Origin of the sequence: Secundilactobacillus paracollinoides DSM 15502 = JCM 11969 (genome assembly GCF_001311135.1) — a bacterium.
GTDB lineage: Bacteria > Bacillota > Bacilli > Lactobacillales > Lactobacillaceae > Secundilactobacillus > Secundilactobacillus paracollinoides.
The window spans coordinates 60,198-81,263 of record NZ_BBAG01000007.1 but is presented as its reverse complement, the minus strand read 5'-3'; the positions used below and the strand labels follow the sequence as shown (position 1 = coordinate 81,263).

At 47.4% G+C, this 21,066-nt stretch carries 19 protein-coding genes and 4 pseudogenes; 2 read left to right on the top strand and 21 right to left on the bottom strand.

Annotated features, from left to right (window positions below; all coding sequences use genetic code 11):
- Positions 1-395 precede the first annotated feature (395 nt).
- From JCM11969_RS04600 to JCM11969_RS04580, 5 genes and pseudogenes are all read right to left on the bottom strand, one after another.
- Positions 396-878 (bottom strand): threonine/serine exporter family protein, encoded by a 483-nt coding sequence (locus JCM11969_RS04600; protein ID WP_054708779.1) that lies wholly within the window; start codon positions 876-878, stop codon positions 396-398.
- A gap of 10 nt (positions 879-888) precedes the next feature.
- Positions 889-1,636 (bottom strand): annotated as a pseudogene (locus JCM11969_RS04595) (threonine/serine exporter family protein).
- A 94-nt stretch (positions 1,637-1,730) separates the two neighbouring features.
- Entirely contained in the window at positions 1,731-2,030 is a 300-nt protein-coding gene (locus tag JCM11969_RS04590; protein ID WP_065902651.1) for a hypothetical protein, read from the bottom strand.
- 3 nt (positions 2,031-2,033) lie between these two features.
- On the bottom strand, positions 2,034-2,681 hold the full coding sequence (locus JCM11969_RS04585) for a metal-dependent transcriptional regulator (protein WP_054708773.1): 648 nt from the start codon (positions 2,679-2,681) through the stop codon (positions 2,034-2,036).
- Positions 2,682-2,714: 33 nt separating this feature from the next.
- Complete coding sequence (locus tag JCM11969_RS04580; protein ID WP_054708769.1) at positions 2,715-3,572, bottom strand: cation diffusion facilitator family transporter; 858 nt, start codon at positions 3,570-3,572, stop codon at positions 2,715-2,717.
- Between the two features lie 498 nt (positions 3,573-4,070).
- On the opposite strand from JCM11969_RS04580, the gene JCM11969_RS04575 reads away from it, so the two are divergent.
- Complete coding sequence (locus JCM11969_RS04575) at positions 4,071-4,619, top strand: GNAT family N-acetyltransferase (RefSeq protein WP_054708768.1); 549 nt, start codon at positions 4,071-4,073, stop codon at positions 4,617-4,619.
- A gap of 313 nt (positions 4,620-4,932) precedes the next feature.
- On the opposite strand, the gene JCM11969_RS17565 is transcribed toward JCM11969_RS04575, so the two are convergent.
- The 5 genes and pseudogenes from JCM11969_RS17565 to JCM11969_RS04555 form a co-directional block, all read right to left on the bottom strand.
- Positions 4,933-5,178: a hypothetical protein gene (locus JCM11969_RS17565; protein ID WP_156319253.1), complete on the bottom strand. Its 246-nt coding sequence runs from the start codon at positions 5,176-5,178 to the stop codon at positions 4,933-4,935.
- A gap of 217 nt (positions 5,179-5,395) precedes the next feature.
- Positions 5,396-6,765 (bottom strand): annotated as a pseudogene (locus JCM11969_RS04570) (cytosine permease).
- Positions 6,766-6,778: 13 nt separating this feature from the next.
- Positions 6,779-8,062 (bottom strand): uracil-xanthine permease family protein, encoded by a 1,284-nt coding sequence (locus JCM11969_RS04565; RefSeq protein ID WP_054708767.1) that lies wholly within the window; start codon positions 8,060-8,062, stop codon positions 6,779-6,781.
- Positions 8,063-8,248: 186 nt separating this feature from the next.
- Positions 8,249-9,445 (bottom strand): MFS transporter, encoded by a 1,197-nt coding sequence (locus JCM11969_RS04560; RefSeq protein WP_054708764.1) that lies wholly within the window; start codon positions 9,443-9,445, stop codon positions 8,249-8,251.
- Between the two features lie 10 nt (positions 9,446-9,455).
- Entirely contained in the window at positions 9,456-9,863 is a 408-nt protein-coding gene (locus JCM11969_RS04555) for a hypothetical protein (protein ID WP_054708755.1), read from the bottom strand.
- A gap of 192 nt (positions 9,864-10,055) precedes the next feature.
- On the opposite strand from JCM11969_RS04555, the gene JCM11969_RS04550 reads away from it, so the two are divergent.
- Complete coding sequence (locus JCM11969_RS04550) at positions 10,056-10,997, top strand: dihydroorotate oxidase (RefSeq protein ID WP_054708752.1); 942 nt, start codon at positions 10,056-10,058, stop codon at positions 10,995-10,997.
- A gap of 47 nt (positions 10,998-11,044) precedes the next feature.
- On the opposite strand, the gene JCM11969_RS04545 is transcribed toward JCM11969_RS04550, so the two are convergent.
- The 11 genes and pseudogenes from JCM11969_RS04545 to JCM11969_RS04495 form a co-directional block, all read right to left on the bottom strand.
- Complete coding sequence (locus tag JCM11969_RS04545; protein WP_054708749.1) at positions 11,045-11,566, bottom strand: GNAT family N-acetyltransferase; 522 nt, start codon at positions 11,564-11,566, stop codon at positions 11,045-11,047.
- Between the two features lie 142 nt (positions 11,567-11,708).
- Entirely contained in the window at positions 11,709-12,290 is a 582-nt protein-coding gene (locus JCM11969_RS04540; RefSeq protein WP_082409180.1) for a GNAT family N-acetyltransferase, read from the bottom strand.
- Positions 12,291-12,400: 110 nt separating this feature from the next.
- Complete coding sequence (locus JCM11969_RS04535) at positions 12,401-13,153, bottom strand: DUF1003 domain-containing protein (RefSeq protein WP_054708746.1); 753 nt, start codon at positions 13,151-13,153, stop codon at positions 12,401-12,403.
- 193 nt (positions 13,154-13,346) lie between these two features.
- The gene (locus tag JCM11969_RS04530; RefSeq protein WP_054708744.1) at positions 13,347-13,538 is read right to left on the bottom strand and encodes a hypothetical protein; all 192 of its coding nucleotides are present in this window, start codon (positions 13,536-13,538) and stop codon (positions 13,347-13,349) included.
- 192 nt (positions 13,539-13,730) lie between these two features.
- Complete coding sequence (locus tag JCM11969_RS04525; RefSeq protein WP_054708741.1) at positions 13,731-14,603, bottom strand: RluA family pseudouridine synthase; 873 nt, start codon at positions 14,601-14,603, stop codon at positions 13,731-13,733.
- A gap of 18 nt (positions 14,604-14,621) precedes the next feature.
- Positions 14,622-15,713: a thiamine pyrophosphate-dependent enzyme gene (locus JCM11969_RS19685; RefSeq protein WP_082409179.1), complete on the bottom strand. Its 1,092-nt coding sequence runs from the start codon at positions 15,711-15,713 to the stop codon at positions 14,622-14,624.
- 311 nt (positions 15,714-16,024) lie between these two features.
- Positions 16,025-16,351 (bottom strand): annotated as a pseudogene (locus JCM11969_RS20310) (thiamine pyrophosphate-binding protein); the annotation flags it as partial.
- A gap of 519 nt (positions 16,352-16,870) precedes the next feature.
- Positions 16,871-17,542 carry a diguanylate cyclase domain-containing protein gene (locus tag JCM11969_RS04505; protein ID WP_225353138.1) on the bottom strand — a complete coding sequence of 224 codons (672 nt, stop codon included), beginning with the start codon at positions 17,540-17,542 and terminating at the stop codon, positions 16,871-16,873.
- A gap of 11 nt (positions 17,543-17,553) precedes the next feature.
- Entirely contained in the window at positions 17,554-17,727 is a 174-nt protein-coding gene (locus tag JCM11969_RS18715) for a hypothetical protein (RefSeq protein WP_225353137.1), read from the bottom strand.
- Positions 17,717-19,843, bottom strand: coding sequence for a cellulose biosynthesis cyclic di-GMP-binding regulatory protein BcsB (locus JCM11969_RS04500; protein WP_225353136.1), 2,127 nt, complete (start codon positions 19,841-19,843; stop codon positions 17,717-17,719). The genes JCM11969_RS18715 and JCM11969_RS04500 overlap by 11 nt, the downstream gene beginning before the upstream one ends.
- A pseudogene (locus tag JCM11969_RS04495) lies at positions 19,788-21,016 on the bottom strand (glycosyltransferase family 2 protein). The gene JCM11969_RS04500 and the pseudogene JCM11969_RS04495 overlap by 56 nt, the downstream one beginning before the upstream one ends.
- Between the last annotated feature and the right edge of the window lie 50 nt (positions 21,017-21,066).

Here is a 21,066-nt window from a genome sequence, read left to right as displayed (position 1 = left end):
GAGCAGGATATCGGTTTGTTGTTTTTGAGTAATGTGTCGTTCTGAAGTAACTGTTTTCGCTCGGGCGGTTCTGGTCCAATAAGTCGATCCGCATACTGGGTTCATGACTCACTGAGTCCCAGTCTACGTACTTTTCTCCTTAGCTAGATCGAGTAGAAACACACTCAGCAAGCCACGGACGGCCATGTCACGGACGCTGGCAAATGTGCCAGTTCTACATTCTGCGGTCATAATGCATTGCGGATCTGGCTACGTGCTTTCCCCTTATCTAGTGGAAACGCGTTCAGCAAGGCACGGGGCTACTGCATAAGGGACTCTGGTCAAAAAAGTCAGGCCCGGACTTTTCTGACCAGAGTCCCTTATGCTCCGCCCCTAACCGCCTTGCTTCACGCTCTCTACAGTTTCGCATTTCTCCCATGCTCATGTCGCCATTTACTTGAAAACCTCAGCATAATTCTTGCTTGCAGGCGATTAAACAATTCCGCCAACAGAAACCCAAACGCAATTGCGCCCGCTATTTCTGCGACTTCTAGCAGGTATTGTAACGCCGTACTTGAATTGCCTAACGCGAAATTTTTCACCATTTGATAGGCTTGGCCACCCGGCACAAACGGTACCAGACTTGGGATATTGAAATTGATCACCGGCATTTTTAGCCAGCGAGCCGCCTGCATACTTAATACGCCAATCAGAACAGCGCCGAGGAAGTTGCCGCCGACGATGCCGCCACCTGCCATCAAGTACAATTTATAGGCCAGAAAACTCAACAAGCCGATCCAACCGCTGGTGTTTAACGCGCGGCGCGGAATATTGAGAATAATCCCAAAAGCGACGGTGGACACGTACGTTAAAATAAGGTCGATCACTAAAGTTAACATCGTTATCACCTCACATTAACTGCAGGATCACGGCAGTCCCGCTCCCAATTGCCACAGCACTCATCACTGCTTCCATCCCACGCGCAATACCGCTGACGAGGTCGCCAGACATGATGTCACGCACCGCGTTTGTCAATGGCACGCCGCACAAGCGGCATGACGCTCCCAATGATAATGTCGTCAGTACTGTTGCCCCAACCCCACTTGACCGTTTCAATGGCTAAAACGCCGATGACGATGGCGGCCAAAAATTCACTCAGGAACCGTACCCGAGCAAGTCGGTTCACGCCAAGAAACACCGCGTAACCCAAAAATCCAATCAAAAATGTCACCAGCGCATCGTGGTAGTTACCCCGAAAAACAATTTCCAGCGTGCCACTCACGAACGCCGCCGCAACCAGTTGGAGCCACACTGGGAACGTGTGTGGGTGCGCTTCAAGATCCGCCAACGCTTCATCGAATTGGACTAACGAGATATCGTGGGCTGCATACCGTCGCGATAGATCATTGACGCGGGTGACCATTTCCAGATCAATCGTTCGATTTTTAACGGGCTCCACCTGCGCGTTTCCCTCGCTGGATAACGCCATCATGATACCCGTGATCGTCACATAAACCTTACTGTCTGGATACCCCGAGTTCTGAGCAATTCGAGTTAACGTATCATCTACCCGAGCCACTTCTGACCCGTTTTGAATCATTATTCGACCCGCTTGTAATGCCGTTTTTAAAACGAGTTGACCACGTTCCGTTGCCATCCGTGCACCTCCCCTATTCCGGTTATATCTGTTAAAGATTATATCAGTTCTCGCAGATAGAGTCGTTAAAAAGAGCGGTGATGCGTTTATTTTTTTAAAAAGACCCCAGGCCAATATCCTGAAATGGATTTGGTCTGGGGTCTTGATGTTTTTTTAGTTGGTCTTTTTTGGTAAGATTGCCGAAACGAGTTCTGGTCTTAATAGAAAGTTGCGTGTAAGCCAACTCTGGCATAAATACCAAGTTCAGGCATTTATGTGTGGTTCTCTGTCCTCGAGTCGAAACGAGTTCCAGAAAGTAGAAGGTTGCACCCAAGCCGACGCTGACATAAATTCCAAGCCCAGGAATTTCTGTCAGCGTCGGCTTTTGCTCCATCTTCAAACCGCTTTCTTCCACTCTCTACCTCACAAAAATATAATGCGCCGCCTTATACCCAATCGTCAAATTCTGCTTATCAGTTAAATTCTCAACGAGAACTGGACCTTCAAATAGGTCGTGCTTTTTGACCGTTAATTTATCGCCAATGTCTAACTTGATATCACCTAGATACGTCAACAAGTCGTGGTTGTCGATAAATCGCTCAACCACCACCGTCTTGCCATCCTCAACGTCGTTTAAGACCAGGTGACTATCCTCATCGTAATTTCCGTCACGGTCTGGAATAATGCCACCGTGTGGGCAGCGACTTGGTCTACCCAGTGCATCATCTAACGCATTGGCTAGTTTTGGGCTGGTGACGTGTTCAAGCTTTTCAGCTTCTTCGTCAATTTCTGGCAGTTCATAGCCTAGCCTGTTTACCAAGAAGGTCTCCCACAATCGGTGGTTCCGGACCAGCATGACTGCCAGCCGCCGACCTTCTTCAGTCAAGGAGATCCCAGCGTAGGGTTCGTGGATCACATAGCCTTCTTCGGCCATTTTGCTGACCATTTCAGTCACCGAACTCGCAGCAATATTCAAACTAATGGCAATTTGCTTATTTGAAACCTTAGCGCCTGCACCACCAAGTTCAAAGATAATTTTGAGATAGTCCTCTTTCATTGGTGTCATAATCTTTACTCCTTATTTACCATCAAAATCGACTTACGGTTTCTCCGCAGTATCTTCGTTTAGTGAAATCAGTTCCGCGTCCTTACCACGCACATCTTCCGCTTGAATCGTGACGTGAAAGATATGGTACTTCGTCGTTAGGACACGCTCAATTCGGTGATAAATCATTTCAGCTTCGCTTAATTTCATATCCCTCATATTAACGTGTGCGGAAAACACAATTCGATTTTCGTCGATCATCCACGCATGAATGTGGTGAACGCTGGTTATCCCATCGATCTTCATGAGGTCCGTTTTAATGTCCTCATAGTCAAGTTTTGGCGCGCCTTGCATGAGAATCGTCACGGCATGCCGGACGATGGGCCATGATTCTACCGAGATATACCACGCGATCATCAATCCGCCGAATATAACCCCAAAAGAGGACAACGTGTCGCTTAAGAGGTGAAGATACGTGGCTTTCGCGTTCATATTGTGTTTTGACCCGCCATGCATTAAAACGGCTGAAATTAAATTGGCCACAAGTCCGATCACGGCAACGGTAATCATGACGTCGCCATTAATGTGTTCGGGTTGCATCAAACGCTTAACGGCTTCAGCAACCAGAAAAATGGCAACCACGATCAACAGGAGTGAATTCAACAGTGCAGCTAATATTCGGGCGCGTCCGTACCCATATGTATTGTGCTCATCCTCGCATCGCCGACTGATGCGATGTGCAAAGTATCCGATAGCGATAGAGAAGGTGTCGCCTAGATTATGAAAGGCATCCGAAAGTAAGGACAGGCTGCCTGACAGCACACCGCCGATAAGCTCCACCACTGTAATGCCAGCATTTAACACCGTCACTGTCAAAAATTTCTGTCCTGATAGTGTCTCTCTTTCCCCCATGATTGCTCGCCTCCGTTACATCCTATTATCGCATGACTGGTGTTATTTTTAAATAATCTTTTAATATTTAAAGAAAATAATTCGGGACTCCTAACAACGATTCTTGATTATCTGGAACAGACAGTCTAAATCACAATTTTCACAAATCGGACAGTGGTGGTCTTAAAAGATCTATCGGCCACACACCCGTTACAAAACCTAACCAAAGTCAAAAAAAGATTAAGGCACTGCATCATCAGGGGACACCCTTTAACTGAACGCACAATTCAAACTAATTTAGTCATGAGAGTCCCCGTCACTACAGGAACCATACCAGATTTTTAAAAATGATAAACCCGTCATGTAACCCGCTTCCAATACTGGTCTATCAAGGCTTTTAAAATTAGAATTTTCTTAATTAAATTATTAGGAAAATAAATTTAGATTTTAGTAGACAACCTGCAAAAATCGCGTTAAGATATCAAAATCTTGTGAATATCACAAAGGAGGGATTGCGAAATGTACTTACGTCGCGCAGAAATGAAAGACTTACCACAAATTGAATCCATCATCCAGGATGGCAAACGCCATCTGGCGGCACAACACATCGATCAATGGCAGGGCATTTACCCTGACACTAAGATCCTAGTGGATGACATCCAAAATGGTCATACCATGATCTTAGTTGAAGATTACGAAGTGTTAGGCGCCGCGGCCGTAATCCCCGGTCCCGATGACAGTTACCAAGACATTGATGGCAAGTGGCTGACAGACGATGACAGCTACGTCGCAATTCACCGTGTAGCCGTATCAGCAAACCACCGTGGCCACGGACTTGCCGGCAAACTCTTCAATGCTATTTTTGAAGAAGTCGACAACTTTGATTCCATTAAGGGTATCCGCATTGATACTCATCCAGACAACCTGGGCATGCAACACATCATCGAAAAGTCCGGCTTTACAAAGACCGGCACCGTCGAAGTGAAAGCCGACGACCTCACTGACGTCCAAGACTTTGCTTACGAACGGCTTACCAAGACCGCTGTTCCAGCAGGTCACACCGCATAATTTAACCCACAACTATTAAACCCCACATCACTTTTGTGATGTGGGGCTTTTTTTAAATGTGTTATCCTGCTACGTTGAAAAATAGTTAACGTTGACGACCATTGCTTCATCGCACTAGCAAGACTGGTTGGCTAGTGTTCATAGCGCACACCATATTGAATCAATCATTGCTGACAATGGACTTCTTGTCGGCAGTCAAGGGCGGATTCTCCTCAAACCTTGTTTTACGCCATTGTGATGCTTTTTCAAGAGTCATAAGTAAGTTCTATGTAAGTGGAATGGCGCAATTTGGCACGGAGCTGTGGTGTCGACATCAGTTAGCGACCGTTCTTGGGTCGGTTACTGATGTGCGAGTCGATGGAGATTCATTCGAGAGCTGCGCAGCAGAAATCGAATTAGCTTCATCGCGAGCCACCACAGCTCCGTGCCAAATTGCGGAATGCAACGCCATCCCCCACAATACTAATCCCATTGGAACCAAAAAGACGATGAGCCAAAGCCCACCGCCTGATAACGAGATCCGGCCAGCAATTAGGAAATCAATCACTTGATGTTCCAAATTACTCGTCATTTTGTACGATTACTGGTTTAACTATTGTTAAACACTCAAAGCGCATTGAAGCGCCATCCATAGGCATGATGTTACTCAGTCAATGTTTAGCGACTATTCGACGGTTACTAATCAAAAACGATCAACGTAACAATTTTTAAGTCACTGGTCGGTTTAACATCCCGTTATCATCATTAGAATACCATTATCAACAGTAATAAAACAATTATTTTGGCGTGGATTTCGTTAATTTCATCAATCCACCGTATAACACCATACTAATCACGATCACAACGAAGGTCGCACCAATCGTGTTTGCGATCACCGAAACGTGTTTAAGTGCCATGTAGCACCCCACGGAGATGATCCAGGTGAGAATGGCGATCCAATTGACACCGCCACGATACCAATACCGGCCGTTGATCTTCGCAAACTGGTCCACTTCATAATCCTGATGATGCAACCAGAAGTAGTCAACCAAGAAAATTCCAATTTCCGGGCCAAGCACCATCCCGATACCATCTAGAAAGACAGTGAAAATATCCAAGAATGAAGCAACGAACAATGGTAAGAACGTCACTGCTGTTGCAACCAGGGTCACGACCCAGAGACTCACCTTCAGACTCAACCGTCGCGTCATGTTCGTGAGTGCCGAACCCGCTGAGACATCAAATTGACTGCGTTCGCCGTTGTACTGGTTAAAATAATGACGATCATCGCAAGGAAGCCAAGCCCTAATTTACTGGCAATGGTGCTTGGATCAGAGTTATTCGGATCAAAGTGGCCTAGCGTAATGGCCGTCCCAATTGTCGCAATCACACCGATGAACGCAAACCAATACAACCCAAGGTTAGCACCTAAAAATGAAGCCTGAGTCGCATTTCGTTTGACGCCCGTAAAGCGTGAAAAATCGCTGGCAGCAGTCACCCAAGCGAGGTTAAAGGCTGCCAGCACATCAATGGCGGCCCCCGGCGTCATTCGTAATGCCTTGGGCGCTTGCCAGTGGAGAATCTGGTGAAACGAGACCGTTTTGAAAACAACGATCGTTTCCCAAACCACAAAGACGAATACCAAGATGATGCCGACCCGTTCAATCATTTGAACAGACCGTTGCCCCACGGAAACACTCAGCAAATGAAACACACTCATAACAGCGATGCCGACAATCACTCCGAGTTCCCCACCAGGTTTGCCGTAAACCGGCCAGCCAAAGAGGTCATGGAACAAGAAACTCATTGAGGTCGCTGCGATAAACGTGTTCACGGAGGCCCAACCAATAAATTGTACCAGGTTGATTACTGATGGCAACAAACTGCCGCGTAGTCCAAACGAAGCTCGGGTCAACGTCATGGCAGTCAAACCCGTCTTATACCCCATGAATCCGGCAGCTGCTAAAAGCAGATACGAAATAATACCAGAAATCACTAAAGTTGTTGAGGCAGTCACCCAACCGCAAGCGGCAATGACACCGCCAACGTACCAGGTACCGTTATTCGCGTTGGCACCGACCCATGTGGCAAACATGTCCCAGTAGGACATGTGCCGGGATGCCATGGGAATTGACGAAACTTTCCCCATTCCATTCTTGCTGGCCATAATCGCAGCCCTCCTATTCGTTTAATGCGTGTCGCGGCAAAATGAGATTCATCGCGATCCCAAGCACCGTCACCACCGACAGGCCTGAGAACGTCAGTCCCGCAAACTGCAGACTGGCATTCCCGATCCCGATGACCAGAATCGTGGCCGCAATCATCAAATTACGTTTTTCATTAAAGTCGACGTGGTTATCTACCAGGACCCGCATCCCGCTTGAGGCAATAACGCCAAACAGCAGGAAGCTGACCCCGCCGATAACGGGTGACGGAATACTTTCAATCAGTGCACTGAGCTTACCCACAAAGGAAAACACCACCGCAAAGAATGCAGCGCCACCCAGCATGTAAACCGAATGTACCCGCGTGATTGCAAGCACACCGATGTTTTCGCCATAACTGGTGATCGGCGGTCCACCGACCAAGCTGGCAATAATTGAAGCAGTCCCGTCCCCAGCCAGGGTGTGGTTTAAACCTGGGTCCTTGAAGAAGTTCCGATGGGTCAACTTATTGAGCACCATAATGTGCCCCATGTGTTCCGTCATCGTGACAAACGCAATGGGTGCCATGCTCAAAATGGCATCAATGTGCCAGGTGAGCTTGTAAGTGACGCCAGGAATCTGAAAGGCGGGCACTTGGAACCAAGCTGCGTGTAATACTGACGTAAAGTCCACGACCCCGGCAAAAACCGCAATTATATAGCCGCAAACGATGCCAAGTAGAATGGGAATCAACCCCAGAAAGCCTTTCAGGAACATGTTGAAAAACACCGTGATCAGCAGTGTGGCAATGGCGATGCAAAACGACGTGATGCTGTACTTACCATTGACCAGCGTCGCATCTGAAGCCGCCGTACTTGCCAACGACAACCCAATCACCATGATGATCGGCCCCACCACGATTGGTGGGAGCGCCTTGTCGATCCAATCCGACCCGATCAACCCAACGATGACGCTCACAATCAGATAAACGATCCCAACGGCTAGCGTCCCCTGAGCAATCGAGGGGTAGCCTGCCGCCTTCATCAGGCTTTGCATGACGACGATGAACGAAAAACTTGACCCCATATAGGCTGGAATCTTTCCCTTCGTGATCAGGATGTACATTAACGTCCCAACTCCAGAGCTAAAAAGGGCTATTCCTGGGTTTAACCCAACTAATATTGGCACCAGAACAGTTGAGCCAAACATCGAAAATAAGTGCTGAATCGAAAGTCCGACCCACTGTCCAAACGACGGCCGCTCCCAGATGTCTAACACCGCATCCGGGTTTCGGTACCGTTCCTGCTGGTCCTTTGCCATAATGATTCCGTCCTTCCCCTCATCCCTTCTTGGCTGGCGGCAAACACACAAAAACACCCCCATACCCGCGCAGGTATAGAGGTGTCCGTTTGTTTCTTTTTAAACTCGAACGGCCCCTTCTTAGCCTCACGGGACCAAGTTAAAAGGTTTATTTATATCAAAGTATAGCGGGCGGTGTGGCAGATGTCAATCACGTTTCAACACCTGGTCGTGATTCATGGTCAGCCGAATCAATAACAACCCGACAAGCAGAACAACCCCAATAATCATAAACGTCAGGTTCTTTGTATAATCCGTTAAGAAGCCAAACGTAAACGAACCAAGCGGCTGAAACCCATCCAGTGCGATGAACCAAATCCCAAAAATGCGCCCCAGATAGGCATTTTCAGTCATGTCTTGCGTCATGGTAAACGCCCGAATATTAAATGACGCCATAGCAAAGCCGTACACAAAGGCGAAAGCCAGAAGTACCCAGTACTGGCGAACTAGCCCCGCAACAATCAATCCCCACGCTGCCAGTATTAAATCGCGATAGTTATCATTTCGCGTGGCAGGCCGGTGAACTAGCGTCAGTCGCAGACCGCCTAAAATGCCACCCAGCGCTAATCCGGTGAGCAGAAAACTGTACTTCTGCGGATCTGCTTGATAAAAATGGTTGACCACAAAGGGCAGTACCAGTTTGACTGCCGCGAACAACACGTTAGCGAAACCGCTTAAAATGACGTTTTCGATCAGTGTCTTGTGAGCGCCAACGTACTTGAAGCCGGACAACAAACTGGTCTTAAAACTCAGGCGATTGGTGGTGACTGCTGGTGTCTCGTACTTTAGGCCAACGAGTAACATAAATGACAGCGTAAAGGAAAGCCCATTGATCAGCAAGAACGACCGGAAGTCGATCCAGTTAATGGTCAATAACATGCCACCCAAAAGCGGTGTCACAATATCCGCCAAATTAAGTGCCGTGTTCGAAAAGGCGTTAAACCGCTGAAGTGCGCTCGATGCTAGGATTTCCGGCACAATCGCCTTGGCGGCCGGAAAACTAAACGCCACGCCAACATCCAGCATGCAGGTCAGACCGATCAACTGCCAGGCAGCCGGATTCTCCGGGTCGATCACAACCGCAAAACTAAAACAGGCCAGTAAACAAATGAACTCCGACGCCACTAGGATTCGTTTCCGGTTATAATTATCGATCAGCACGCCGCAAAACAGATCACCGCACAGCAATGTGATGCCGCCAACTGCCTGTACGATGCCCAGCAACGCAGTACTGCCGCTGGCTTTTACCACAAACCAGTTTAAGCCAAACAGATAGAGTGAATCCCCCACCCGGGAAATAAAGGGTGACAAAAAGAGCGGCCAATTAAAGGTCTTCGATCTCATCAGTACCTCCTTAAACCGGCAATTGCCGCCACTCTGCTTTACCATTCATCGTCAGTGCCAGTAAGTAGTTAAACGCTTTGACGGCATTCTTGTGCCGGTGATGGTACAGGGTGTTAAGCCCAGCGCCAGTCGGCATCGGGTCAGACAATCCGAGCTTGCCGTCCTGCCACTCACCGGCAGCCATCATAATCGCCATTTCACCATTCTCATCGGCGGTGAATAAAAAGAACAGGCTCATGGTGTCGTAGTCGTTTAAATACGCCGGCATCGTCCAAAAGCCCGGCCGAATTTGCTTTAACTCTGACCCCAGAAAATGGAAATCCACGTGGTTTTGCGGGGTCACCGGCGTTGTCAGATACACCATCATGTGGTCTAACTGTCGATTTCCCAATTGTAAATAAGGTCGTTGATGGTCCAAAATCGTGCACCTCCGTCTTGAATCTTTATTTTAGTGTACCAGCAAATCCCAGTCTGGTCACGGGTCATACTGGTTAAAACCGACAACTTGCGCATTCGTGTACAAACTTTATGTTGACGAAAAATGATTTTCCGGTTACAGTAGCTAGGAACTAAATAACCAAAATAAATTCAGACTGGGAGCTGACTTTTGATGACAGATTTATCAACAACGATTGCTGATAGAACCTTTAGTAACTGCATGATGAACGCCGCGGGTGTGCGTTGTGCTGACGAGAATGACTTGAACCAACTGATTGCATCGCCCGCTGGTGCGTACGTCACAAAGAGTGCGACCCCAAACGTGCGTGAAGGCAATCCAGAGCCACGGATGAAGAGCCTTCCTGGTGGCTGCATCAATTCCATGGGATTGCCCAATCACGGATTGGACTATTACCTGGATTTTGTCCTGAAAGATCAAGCAGCGCGGCCAGACAAGACCAACTTGTTGTCGATTGCGGGCACGACCCTTGAAGACAATTTAGCAATGCTCCATAAGGTTGCCGATTCTGACTTTAACGGGTTCGTTGAACTGAACCTCTCCTGCCCAAACGTACCTGGTAAGCCGCAAGTCGGCTATGACTTTGACCGGGTACGCGAAATTTTGACCCAAGTCTTTGCCTTCTACGACAAGCCGCTGGGTGTCAAGTTGCCACCCTACTTTGATTTGGTCCACTTCGATCAGATTGCGGCAGTCTTAAACGACTTCCCGCTGACATTTGTTAATTCAATCAACAGTGTCGGCAACGGGCTCGTCATTGATCCCAATGCCGAGCGTGTGGCAATCAAGCTAGGCGGTTTGGGCGGCATCGGTGGCACTTTCATCAAGCCAACTGCTTTAGCAAACGTTCGTGGACTTAGCTTGCGCTTGAAACCAGAGATTGCCATCATTGGCACTGGCGGTGTCATGAATGGGACTGATGTTTTCGAACACATCCTCTGTGGCGCGTCAATGGTCCAGGTCGGGACTCAGTTTGGCTTCGAAGGCACCCGCATCTTTAAACGCCTGTCCAAAGAGCTCAGCGCAATTATGGCCGCAAAAGGCTATCAATCGATTGATGATTTTAAAGGGAAACTCAAAACATTTGATGATTAACGATAAGATCAACGACTCAACTAACACCCTGTTAGCTGAGTCGTTTTTTAGTTGGCAAGTTCTTTTTCCATAATAAAATCAGTCTGTTGCTCGTCCCCTAAGAAGAAATCGTGCGCCCCAGTTTGATGGAACCCTAATCGTTGGTAAAACGCCTTCGCATTTTCATTGTGTTCCCACACACCTAACCAGATTTTTGTAAGGTGTTTCTTTTCGGCCTGTTCTTCAGCGTAAGTGATGAGCGTCCGCCCTAATCCACTGTGTTGGAACGCACTTTTAATATAGATCCGCTCAACTTCAAGGTAGTCCTTCCCCATATCGTCAGACTGTGCGGCGCCCTGATTGAGTTTGAGATAGCCCGCTAGCTGGCCGTTAACGTGGAGAAATACAAAATCGGAATCGGAATTTGTTAATTCCGCTTTGAGCTGGTCGGGTGCGTAAGACGTCGCTAGATAGCTTGACATGTTTGCATCAGTATTGTACCTGCCGAAGGTTTCGGTGAAGGTCTGGATACTTAAGGTGTGTAGTGTTGCGAGGTCTTTTTCGGTGACTGGTGTAATTTTAGGCGTCATTTGGATGGCGGGTTCTCCTTTTTTTATTGTCTGAAGATTAGGATATCATCTTTATGTGGTAAGTGCAACAAAAATTAACAATGATTTTTAAAAACACGCAACCAGTAGATGGCTGCGTGTTCTAGTTTTTTAATTTATTAAGTTAAGTGCTACAAAATGAGGTTGCGACTAGCTTCTCTGTTAGATGTAGTCTTTGCCGCATTCTTTTCGGCCAGAGCGAGCTCGTGTCGACGTGGTTTAATTTCATTGCACCTGGATTTTCGAAATCAACGATGAGTCCCATCACGGACTCACCATCACGTTGCGCGTAAGCAGGCAGTGCCTTTAACAACTGACTGCCGACCCCGTGACCCTGAAAGTCTGGCGACACCGCAATCGAATCAAGATACCATTCGTCGCCATCCGTCTCAGACTCCGCCTCAAAGGGTTGCTTAAACGCCGCTGATTTATTTGAGAGACGCCGCAGCACCTCGTCAACACGCGCTTCATTTTCTCCGGGATATCCAAACGCGACACCCACAACTTGGCCATTGGCCTCGGCCACCACGGTGGTTGCGTCACTTGCCAGATAACTTCTGGTTCGGTACGCCATCGTGATGACCTTCTCTAAGTCGGGTTCGGGCACGTCTTCCAATTCTTCCAATTGCATCTCGTCGAAAATCAAATTAATTAAGGGCGCTATCTGACCTGCATCAGCGGGCTGCGCCTCACGTATGACTATCACTAAAAATCCTCCATTCATGGTTAAGTAAGAGGATACCGGAAATGGCAACACTTGTCAAAATTGACCCTAACAGATAATTGTCGAGAACCGCTTAATGACGCAACGACATTCTACTTAGTCGATTTATCAGCAGCCATTTGAGCTTGATTATCCCGCAGCTCATTAAGTTCGCCACGAATTTCACCCAAAATTTCGATCTGCATGCGTTCAATTTCCAACGTATGCGGAATCTGATTCTGCGTTAAATGATCCAACTTAGCGTGAAGGATTCGTAATTCATGTTCTGATTTTTGGTTAACATGGTAGTCATTTTCAGCATCCATGCGGTCCCGGTCCGCCGACCGATTTTGGCTCATCATGATAATGGGCGCCTGTAACGCAGAGATACAGCTTAGACATAGGTTTAGTAAAATGTAGGGGTACGGGTCGAAATGAATCCCAAGGACCTGCAAGCCGTTGACCAGCATCCAGGTTAACAGCACCATGGCGAAAATGAAGATAAAGCCCCAACTACCACCGAAGTGCGCCACCGCGTCAGAGACCTTCTGTCCGGTGGTCAAACTGTTATTGAGCGATTCGTTGACGTCAGTAATTTCATAATCATCGCTTTGTAGCGCGCGGGTTAATTTCCGATTGATCTTTTGACTTTGTTTCAAATCTGCATTGATCATCGCATCCACGTTCGCCAAACGGTACTTTAACAGGTGACGATTACAGATAAAATCCGTCACCTTTGCTTCTGGATGATCACTTTTCACCCGATTGCGCATGCTCGTCGACAGTTCTGACAGGTAGATCCCCTCATCTAAAAAATACAATTTGCCGTCTACCAGACACGTTGCAGTCTGCTGCTCGTCAGTCATTGAAATACCCTTCTCTCTGAAATCGCAATTATAAGTCTAGTTTAAACTATTCGGGCAAAATAAAATAGACCCCGTGACCTCTTCAGATCAGCGGCGCCTATTGTGGTGCAATGTGAATCAGTCACCCGACCACATTCGTTTTGAGTACGATCGTTCTAAAGTCAAGAAACAAACAGAATTACCAAGCAACACGTTATTCGGTTACCAGCTTACGATCAGCGTATGAGCGTTTTGCGAGGCGCAATGACTTGCGAATTTCCGCCATATGCGTCTTAAACTGGTCATCTTTTAAGTCACAGTCAAACCACGACAACTCGGAAAGGTTTTCCTCCATTTGGTTTAAAATCTTTTCAATTGCCTGCTGTGACTCGTCATTACCTGTCATCTATATTCACTCCTTATCTGTTATTACACACGTACTATACCGGATTTAAATGAAATTACAAGCCTTTTGCCCTTTCTTTTTAGAAGTGCAAGCCATTTCTCATTTTACGAGGTTGTTACTCATTGAACTAACAAAAAACAAGCTAGTTGGCTCAACCAAATATCGAATTGGTCGGGTCCACTAGCTCTTTTTTTAAGACAATAAGTGTTGCATATCATCTGGCAACGGCTGTTCAAATGTTTGATGCTGATGCGTCACCGGATCTGGATAATCCAAGTGAAACGCATGCAGCGCTTGACGCGTGATGAGCTGCTGATCACCGCCATACAGCGCATCACCCAATAGTGGGTGGCCAATGGATTCAAAATGGGCACGAATTTGGTGCGTTCGCCCAGTGTGCAGCAAGACTTCAACTAGCGTGAACGACGCTGTCCGTTGTTTGACCCAGTACTCTGTCTGCGCCGGCTTGCCATCGTCCGCAACGATTTGGTTAAATCCATCATCCGCACGTCTAAGTGGCGCATCAATCATAGCATGGTCCTGGTCAAGTCGGCCACCAACGAACGCCAAGTAGCGTTTAACCAGTGTGTGGTCGGAGAGTTCCTGGTTCATCCAAGAATTGGCCAATCGGTGCTTCGCCAGCAACACCAACCCACTGGTATCCCGATCTAATCGCGTGATCACGTGGGGTACCAAATTGACTTCCTGTTCCGCAACTAGATGCCCCTTTACGCGATTCACCAGGGTATCCGTTCGGTTGCTGGGTCCTGGGACCACTGTTAGGCCGGCCGGTTTCGAAACGACTAGAAAATTCGGGTCTTCAGATACGATTGCTAGCGGTTCGTGACTGACCGGTACGTTAGGGTCAGCCGGTTCAGCTGGGACGATCAACGTCAACGCGTCGCCGACAGCCAATTTTGTTGCCGGTGCAACCGCCACGTTGTTGACCAGAATTTGACCGTTGCTATGGTTAATTTGTGAAAACATCCGGTGGCTGACGCCCTGTTGTGCCAAAAATTGTTTGGCGGACTGTCCTATCGTCTCAACCTGCCATTTAAACTCCATACTGCCTCTCCGTTTCACTTAATTTTGATCGATCAGTGTGCTCAGAGCCGGATACTTGTCAGCAGGGAAATTGTACTGCGCACGAAATACCTTGATCTCGTCAGCACTGTCCACTTTAGGATCAAGTGCCATCCGTCCTGTTTCCAACGGTGGCTGATCACTGATGATGGCATCAATAACGATCGGCGTCGTGTTTCCTGCCTGAATCAAGTCGTTGCATTTTTGAATGGCAGCCGTTAACGACGCATCGTCTGTGACACGTAATCCAATGGCCCCCATATTTTCAGCAACGCCAGCCCAGTTTGCATTCTTAAAGTTTAACGCATAATCGCTCTGACCGCTATTCGCTTTTTCTTGCCGAATGAAACCGAACCCACCATTTTCAAGAACCACGTTAATAATCGGCAGTTGATATTGGACCTGTGTCAAAATATCCTGAACGATCATTGAAAAACCACCGTCACCAGAGACTGTGATCACCCGCCGATCCGGTTCGGCAATTTTAGCAGCGATCCCAGCAGAAACTGCGTACCCCATTGCGCCAAACCAAGCGGACATCGTCATCTTCTGGTTTTGATCAAACGGTAACGACCGGGTCGCCCAAACAGTATTATTCCCAATATCTAACTCGTAGATCGTATCGGCATCCGCAAGCGTCCCGACTTCTTTAAGGACACCTTCAGCGGTTAACAACCCCTCAGGCCGTTCTGCTGCCCGCGCGTCTAAGTACTTTAGCCAGTTTGCTCGTGACCGTTGGGCGGCCTTTAAAAATGACGTTTCTGGTAAACGGTCAGGTTGCGCATCGATCAGCTGCTGCAGATACGTCCCGCTATCAGCCAGAATCATTTGGGTGCCCGCCGCTTGTCGGCCAAGTTCCGATGCCTGATCATTGACCTGAATAAACGTCACGTTCTTGTCTAAGAATCGGACAAACGAATTAGCGCTGCCGACCATTAAGACCAGGTCAGCAGCATGCAGCACTTCATACGCAGGTTGCGTTCCGATACGACCCTGAGAGCCCATGAAATTTTCAAAATTACTTGGCACCATCCCGGCAGCCGGCGCAGAGGAAATGACAGGTAGCCCAAATTTTTTGGAAACACCAACCACGGCAGCCTTTGCGTCCTAATCCCCGTCCCGACAACCATAACTGGTCGCTGGGCACTCTTGATCAGGTTAATTGTTTCATAAACCTGTTCACGCGTGCCGCTCCCTTTCTGTTGTTGGATGTGCTGAACTGGAACTGGGGTGTAATTAATGGTTTTGCTGGCTAAATTATCCGGAATGATGACAACGGATGGCGACTGGGTCTCATACGCTGCCGTAATGGCCCGACGGATTGTATCCGGAATCTGCTGTGGGTTGCTGATTTGCTCATGGAAGGTATCGAGACTCGCAAACAACTCGTCTTCATCCATGTCCTGAATGAACCGTGTGTTGATCATACTAGTGGCAACGGTGCTCATAATCAACAACATTGGCGTATGGTCCATTTTAGCGTCCACCATGCCGTATAACAGGTGAACGGCCCCAGGACCAACAGATGCTAGTGCAACACCAATTTTGCCGGTCAACTTTGTTTCCGCTGCGGCAGCTAATGCCCCCACTTCTTCGTGGCGAACCTGGATATAGTTGACTGATGCCTGCTCAGGTGCAAACCCATCAATAATTGAATCAGCCGGAATACCATATACATGATCAATTCCCCAGTTTTCAAGTTCTTTCACCAGCGCCTGTGACGCTTTCATTTCCGTCATAAAATCCCTCCGTTCAAGTTTGTATTCGCTTTCATTTTAGCAAAATCACCACCACAAAAAAGGGGTGGTGGCCCTTTTCGTGTGTTGTGGGTGAATTTGATGATTGGTTGGAGGTAATGGATAGGAGTGGCGTTCGTTCCTGTTGAGTTTTTTTTGAAAGCGACTTTCGGCTTCTTTCTTGGCAACCATGTCGAAACGCGTTTCGGAAAACAGAAAGCTGCACACAAGAGGACTCTGACAAAAATGCCAAAACCGGGCATTTCTGTTTTTCTTTCTTGGCAGCCACGCCGAAACGCGTTTCGAAAAACAGAAAGCGGAGTGTAAGCCAACTCTGGCCAAAATGCCAAGTTCGGGCATTTTCGCCAGAGTTAGCTTACACTCCGCTTCCTACCGTTTTCCTTCACGCTCTACGACACGTCATTCGAATCCCCTAAATATCTCCTTCTAGCAACCGTGCTAAAACGAGCTCCACAAACCAAAGACTTGCACAGAAGCGGTTTGTTCCGCTCTCTACGACACGTCATACTCCGTCTCCCTCAACCCAGCATTCATAAAATCAGACGGTGTTTTCATGGTTTCTGGATCCCAGGTTGCCACTCCGACGACTAAGGTCAATGCTAGATTCGCCAAGTCTGGGTTTTGCTGGACGGTTTTATCAAACCCGTCTTTAATGCGACCAGTCGCTACCCTAGCGCCATCCGTGTCCGCATAGATCAAGATTGCCCATGTCGGGTCGTCCCGGTCTAATAGATAGGTAATATCATTTTCACGGGTAATTTTTTTGATGGTGGCCGATGCCAATTGCAACAATTCTGTTAACTGGTCTGAGGACATCATTCGGCGTAGATCATTGTAATAGCGAATCTTAATGACTAACGTCGCCACCGGCAAGTTGAACCGGCGATTAGTCTCAATAAATACCTGGGCATCCTCTTGATAAGCAACCCGAGTCCGCAAATTGGTTTGCGTATCAAAGGCCCCTCGCTCAACCAAGGCCGTTTGAAGATCACGATTCTGCTGTTGTAAATAGGTCTGATTCACAGTCAAAAAATAGAGAATGACGCTCAATAATATTGGCTGCACCATCCAGAATAGGAGCGGCCAAGGAATATCTTGTGTTTGTTGTAGGTACTGATATAACACAATGACGACCTGAACCGCAATAAATAGGAGGTTAGCCACTAAACCTGTTATCAGCCCCAAAAGTACGTCATCAGCAGTAAAACAACCGTGCAAAACAGGTAAATGGTGTTCAAAATCAGGTGACCGGAGAGTGCCATCAAAATGGCTGTACCGGCAAATGCTGCCAAGAAAAGTAACCAGCAGACATCAATGTAGAGGTTTGCGTTTTGATGCTTACTTGTCATTTGTTTGACCCCCTCGCTTGAGCAGCCCCTGTTTTTTCAGAACTAAGATAATGGCAACACCAATAACCGCAATAACGACCAAAGCTGCACCCAGGTACAGTAGCAACTGCATATTGTCGTTTAAATTCCGCTTGACCGTCAACGATTCATCGATGGCTTTGTTTTTCTTAAACCGATACCCCATGTGCTGATTATCTGTATCGACCAGGATCGCATCCCCAGTATATTGCTGGATGGTCGACGCCGTATTAAGCTGAGTTGATGCGAGATACGTGGCCTCAGGAGTCGCGCCGGTGACGACCAACAACCCGCGTTTGGCGTTATACGGTGACCGTAACAGTTGATCTGTCCCAATCGTATGACCATATTGCGGCGTCAAGCTTAACTTTTCATTTGAAACGAAATGGGTGTCCGCTTGGTTATATTTAAAATAGAGTTTTGGATTAAGGCGTTTGATCAGCGGATTCTGTCTGGGTGTACCAATGGCAATCACGTTGCTTTCTTTCAGCACTTTCTGGCTTGGATGATGATAGAAAGTTAAGCTTCCAGTATTGAATTTTGCATAGCTGCCCATGAGATTAAAGAGGTTGCCTAGCGTCTGATAATCGGAAGCGGTCAACGTTTTGGGCACAATAACAGCTAACTGATGAAAAGTCTCATTTTTCATAAACAGCGTGGGATAATTTGTGAGCAGCAGGTCATTTGATTTTTGTGACTTGACCTTCATTTTTGAGGACGGTTCGATTACTGCCCATGGTGTGTCCCCATCGGTTGTCTGAGTTGCGTCCTTAACTGCAAGGTCCATCGCAACGGTCACCACGAAACTACTGCCAAGTGCGGTTCCTCGCGGCACGTTAAATTCAAGCCGGTCGCCATTTAGATGACCCAGAACAAGCCGGTGGCTGCCAGTCACCGTGTCGTTTACCGAAACTGTGACTAAGGACCGTTTAAAGTCCAGGTTATCGCTATATCGCATATTCAGAGTAATGGTTGACCCATCAGCATTCGTCCGGTCGTTTGGCAGCGAAACGTAGTAACTGCTCTCGTGGTGACCCGTTCCAGAAAACTGAACGGCCTTATCCGTTAGTGAATATTGTTCAGCGTTAAGATGCCCTGCAGCAGTTGCAGTATTCGTGTTACCTGCCACCATAACTGTCGGCTGCTGGCTTTCAGTCATTAGTGCTTGATTTGCGACAAATCGTCCGGCACGTGTCAACAACTTGGCGTTTTTGGCAGTCACAATCAGGTAATGTTGACCCTTTGTCGTCATTGTCTGAATAACCGCATGATGCGCAATCTTATTTTTTGAAATCGTGCGTTTTAAAACTGCTGGTAAATGATTATAGGTTGCCACCACCATTACATAATCTCCGTTAGCGGTCTTCAAATTAGACCAATTCTCAAACTGAACTTGATTCGTTTGCGTCGAAATTGGGCGCGATGTTCCCGATAACGCCAGCATACTGGCCGTCAATTCAGCCGAACTGGGTTGGTCCGCTGTGACTAAATAATCGTGTTGCTGATTGACGGTGTCATCGCCGATATAGTGACTATAAAATGACGCTACTGTATTCTTGGCTTGAGTTAATTGATACTGAAATGTCACATTGGCCGCATCCGTTATAGTCAGCCAATTAGCCGGCGTTTGGGTGACCTGCGCAGCTTGTCCCTTTTTTTGCGTTTCAATTTGACCACTCACCGTTAACTGATTGTCAGCCGACAGCAATTTCGTCGGTATTGAAATTGCCTTGGTCTGCGTACCGGTGCCAGTTTTTGGCCGAAATGACACTATCTTAACGCCGTTCACTGCCACAGTAATTGAAGAAGTTTGTTGGTTAGTAAGCTGGGAGGCTTGGTAAACCAAATTAAACGTCGCGTTTTTTACATCCCAATAGGATTCTTTTGAGAAATACATTGATGCCGTAACTGACGTCCCTGAAAGCGTCGTTGTTGCATTTTGAAATTGGTCCGTGTACGTCTGCGTTGACGCGGCCTTGACGTCACGGGGAATGACCAGCGCGCTGATCACAACGACCAGGAGGCCAAGAACCACTAGGCCGCTACTGATAACGTTTGGTTTTATACCATTTTGCTTGTTGATGAAAGACTTGTTCACGAATATACCCCACCATTCCGTAGGCGGCCACTGCCAGCCACATTTGACTATAGACTAAATACATCAAAACAATTAAACACAAATTACTGAAGGTCAACTCGCCCCGTTCCGTGGTAATCGTCAAAAAGGTACTGACGATAAACATCACGACGGCGAACAGCCACAGTCCGTTACTGAATCCCTGAAGATTTGAATGCACGATGCCAGCTACTGACAGCACAAAAACTGTATCTGAAAGGATCAAAGACATCATCAGCATGAAGTAGACAGCCAGATAGTAAAGCAAGTCAAATCGAATTGGTCGGCCCTCCTTTTTAAAGAGCAGTTTGCCGTTCTTTAAAATGACGTAGATGTTGCCCTTAACCCACCGCGTCCGCTGATGGAACCACACGTCAAGCGTCTGCGGCTCCTGTTCCCAAGTGACTGCTAAAGGTTGAAAGCCGATTCGATAGCCCATCCGATAGATTCGAAAGCTGATTTCTGTGTCCTCGGCCAGTGCTTTTACATCCCACTGCCCAACTTTTTCCAAAATATCTCGGCGGATCACGTAGTTTGTTCCAGGATCGTGCATAGATGAAAGAGTTGTTGTCGGCCAGCCTGGGCCATCCATTGAAAGGACAGCGTTTCGATGTTAATAAAACGGGTCAACAATGAGGCGTTCTTATTTCGGGTTCGAAACTTACCGATAACAGCGGCCTGACGGTCATTGGCTAAGAGTTCAGCAACCAAGATTCGCAGTGCCGGCGCTTCCGGTGTGTTGTCCGCATCATAAACGGAAATGATGGATCCGCGTGCTTGTTTCAATCCAATGTTAAGGGCGTTGGATTTTCCTTTACCGCCCGTGACACTATCGGTATTGATGACCTTTAATCGGTCAGTTGTAAATTCGTGTTGCAGGGCTGCCAATTTATCAGCAGAATGATCACTAGAATTATCATTAATGATGATCACTTCATAACGGTCGTGTGGATAATCAAAACTAAGAAGGGAAAGCACCGTTTTAACGATAACGATCTCCTCGTTATGCGCCGGAACGAGAATCGAAACAAATGGCGGTATTTCTGGCAGCTCTGGTTCAGGCCGTTTAACGTGCCGCAAATACCAGGTATAACCGGCAAGCGTTAACACTAAGTTGATCACCAGGATACCCCATATCGATACCACCGCGACCATTAATAAACTATCAAGAATTGCCACCTTAGTCCTCCTTCGTTAACGCCTAA

Excerpts from the sequence above, each read along its gene's own strand:
- JCM11969_RS04600 (WP_054708779.1), bottom strand. The coding sequence starts at position 878 with ATGTTAACTTTAGTGATCGACCTTATTTTAACGTACGTGTCCACCGTC.
- JCM11969_RS04560 (WP_054708764.1), bottom strand. The coding sequence starts at position 9,445 with ATGAGATCGAAGACCTTTAATTGGCCGCTCTTTTTGTCACCCTTTATT.
- JCM11969_RS04585 (WP_054708773.1), bottom strand. The coding sequence starts at position 2,681 with ATGACACCAATGAAAGAGGACTATCTCAAAATTATCTTTGAACTTGGT.
- JCM11969_RS04545 (WP_054708749.1), bottom strand. The coding sequence starts at position 11,566 with ATGACGCCTAAAATTACACCAGTCACCGAAAAAGACCTCGCAACACTA.
- JCM11969_RS04575 (WP_054708768.1), top strand. The coding sequence starts at position 4,071 with ATGTACTTACGTCGCGCAGAAATGAAAGACTTACCACAAATTGAATCC.
- JCM11969_RS04580 (WP_054708769.1), bottom strand. The coding sequence starts at position 3,572 with ATGGGGGAAAGAGAGACACTATCAGGACAGAAATTTTTGACAGTGACG.
- JCM11969_RS04525 (WP_054708741.1), bottom strand. The coding sequence starts at position 14,603 with ATGGAGTTTAAATGGCAGGTTGAGACGATAGGACAGTCCGCCAAACAA.
- JCM11969_RS18715 (WP_225353137.1), bottom strand. The coding sequence starts at position 17,727 with ATGACAAGTAAGCATCAAAACGCAAACCTCTACATTGATGTCTGCTGG.
- JCM11969_RS04565 (WP_054708767.1), bottom strand. The coding sequence starts at position 8,062 with ATGGCAAAGGACCAGCAGGAACGGTACCGAAACCCGGATGCGGTGTTA.
- JCM11969_RS04535 (WP_054708746.1), bottom strand. The coding sequence starts at position 13,153 with ATGACTGACGAGCAGCAGACTGCAACGTGTCTGGTAGACGGCAAATTG.
- JCM11969_RS04550 (WP_054708752.1), top strand. The coding sequence starts at position 10,056 with ATGACAGATTTATCAACAACGATTGCTGATAGAACCTTTAGTAACTGC.
- JCM11969_RS04530 (WP_054708744.1), bottom strand. The coding sequence starts at position 13,538 with ATGACAGGTAATGACGAGTCACAGCAGGCAATTGAAAAGATTTTAAAC.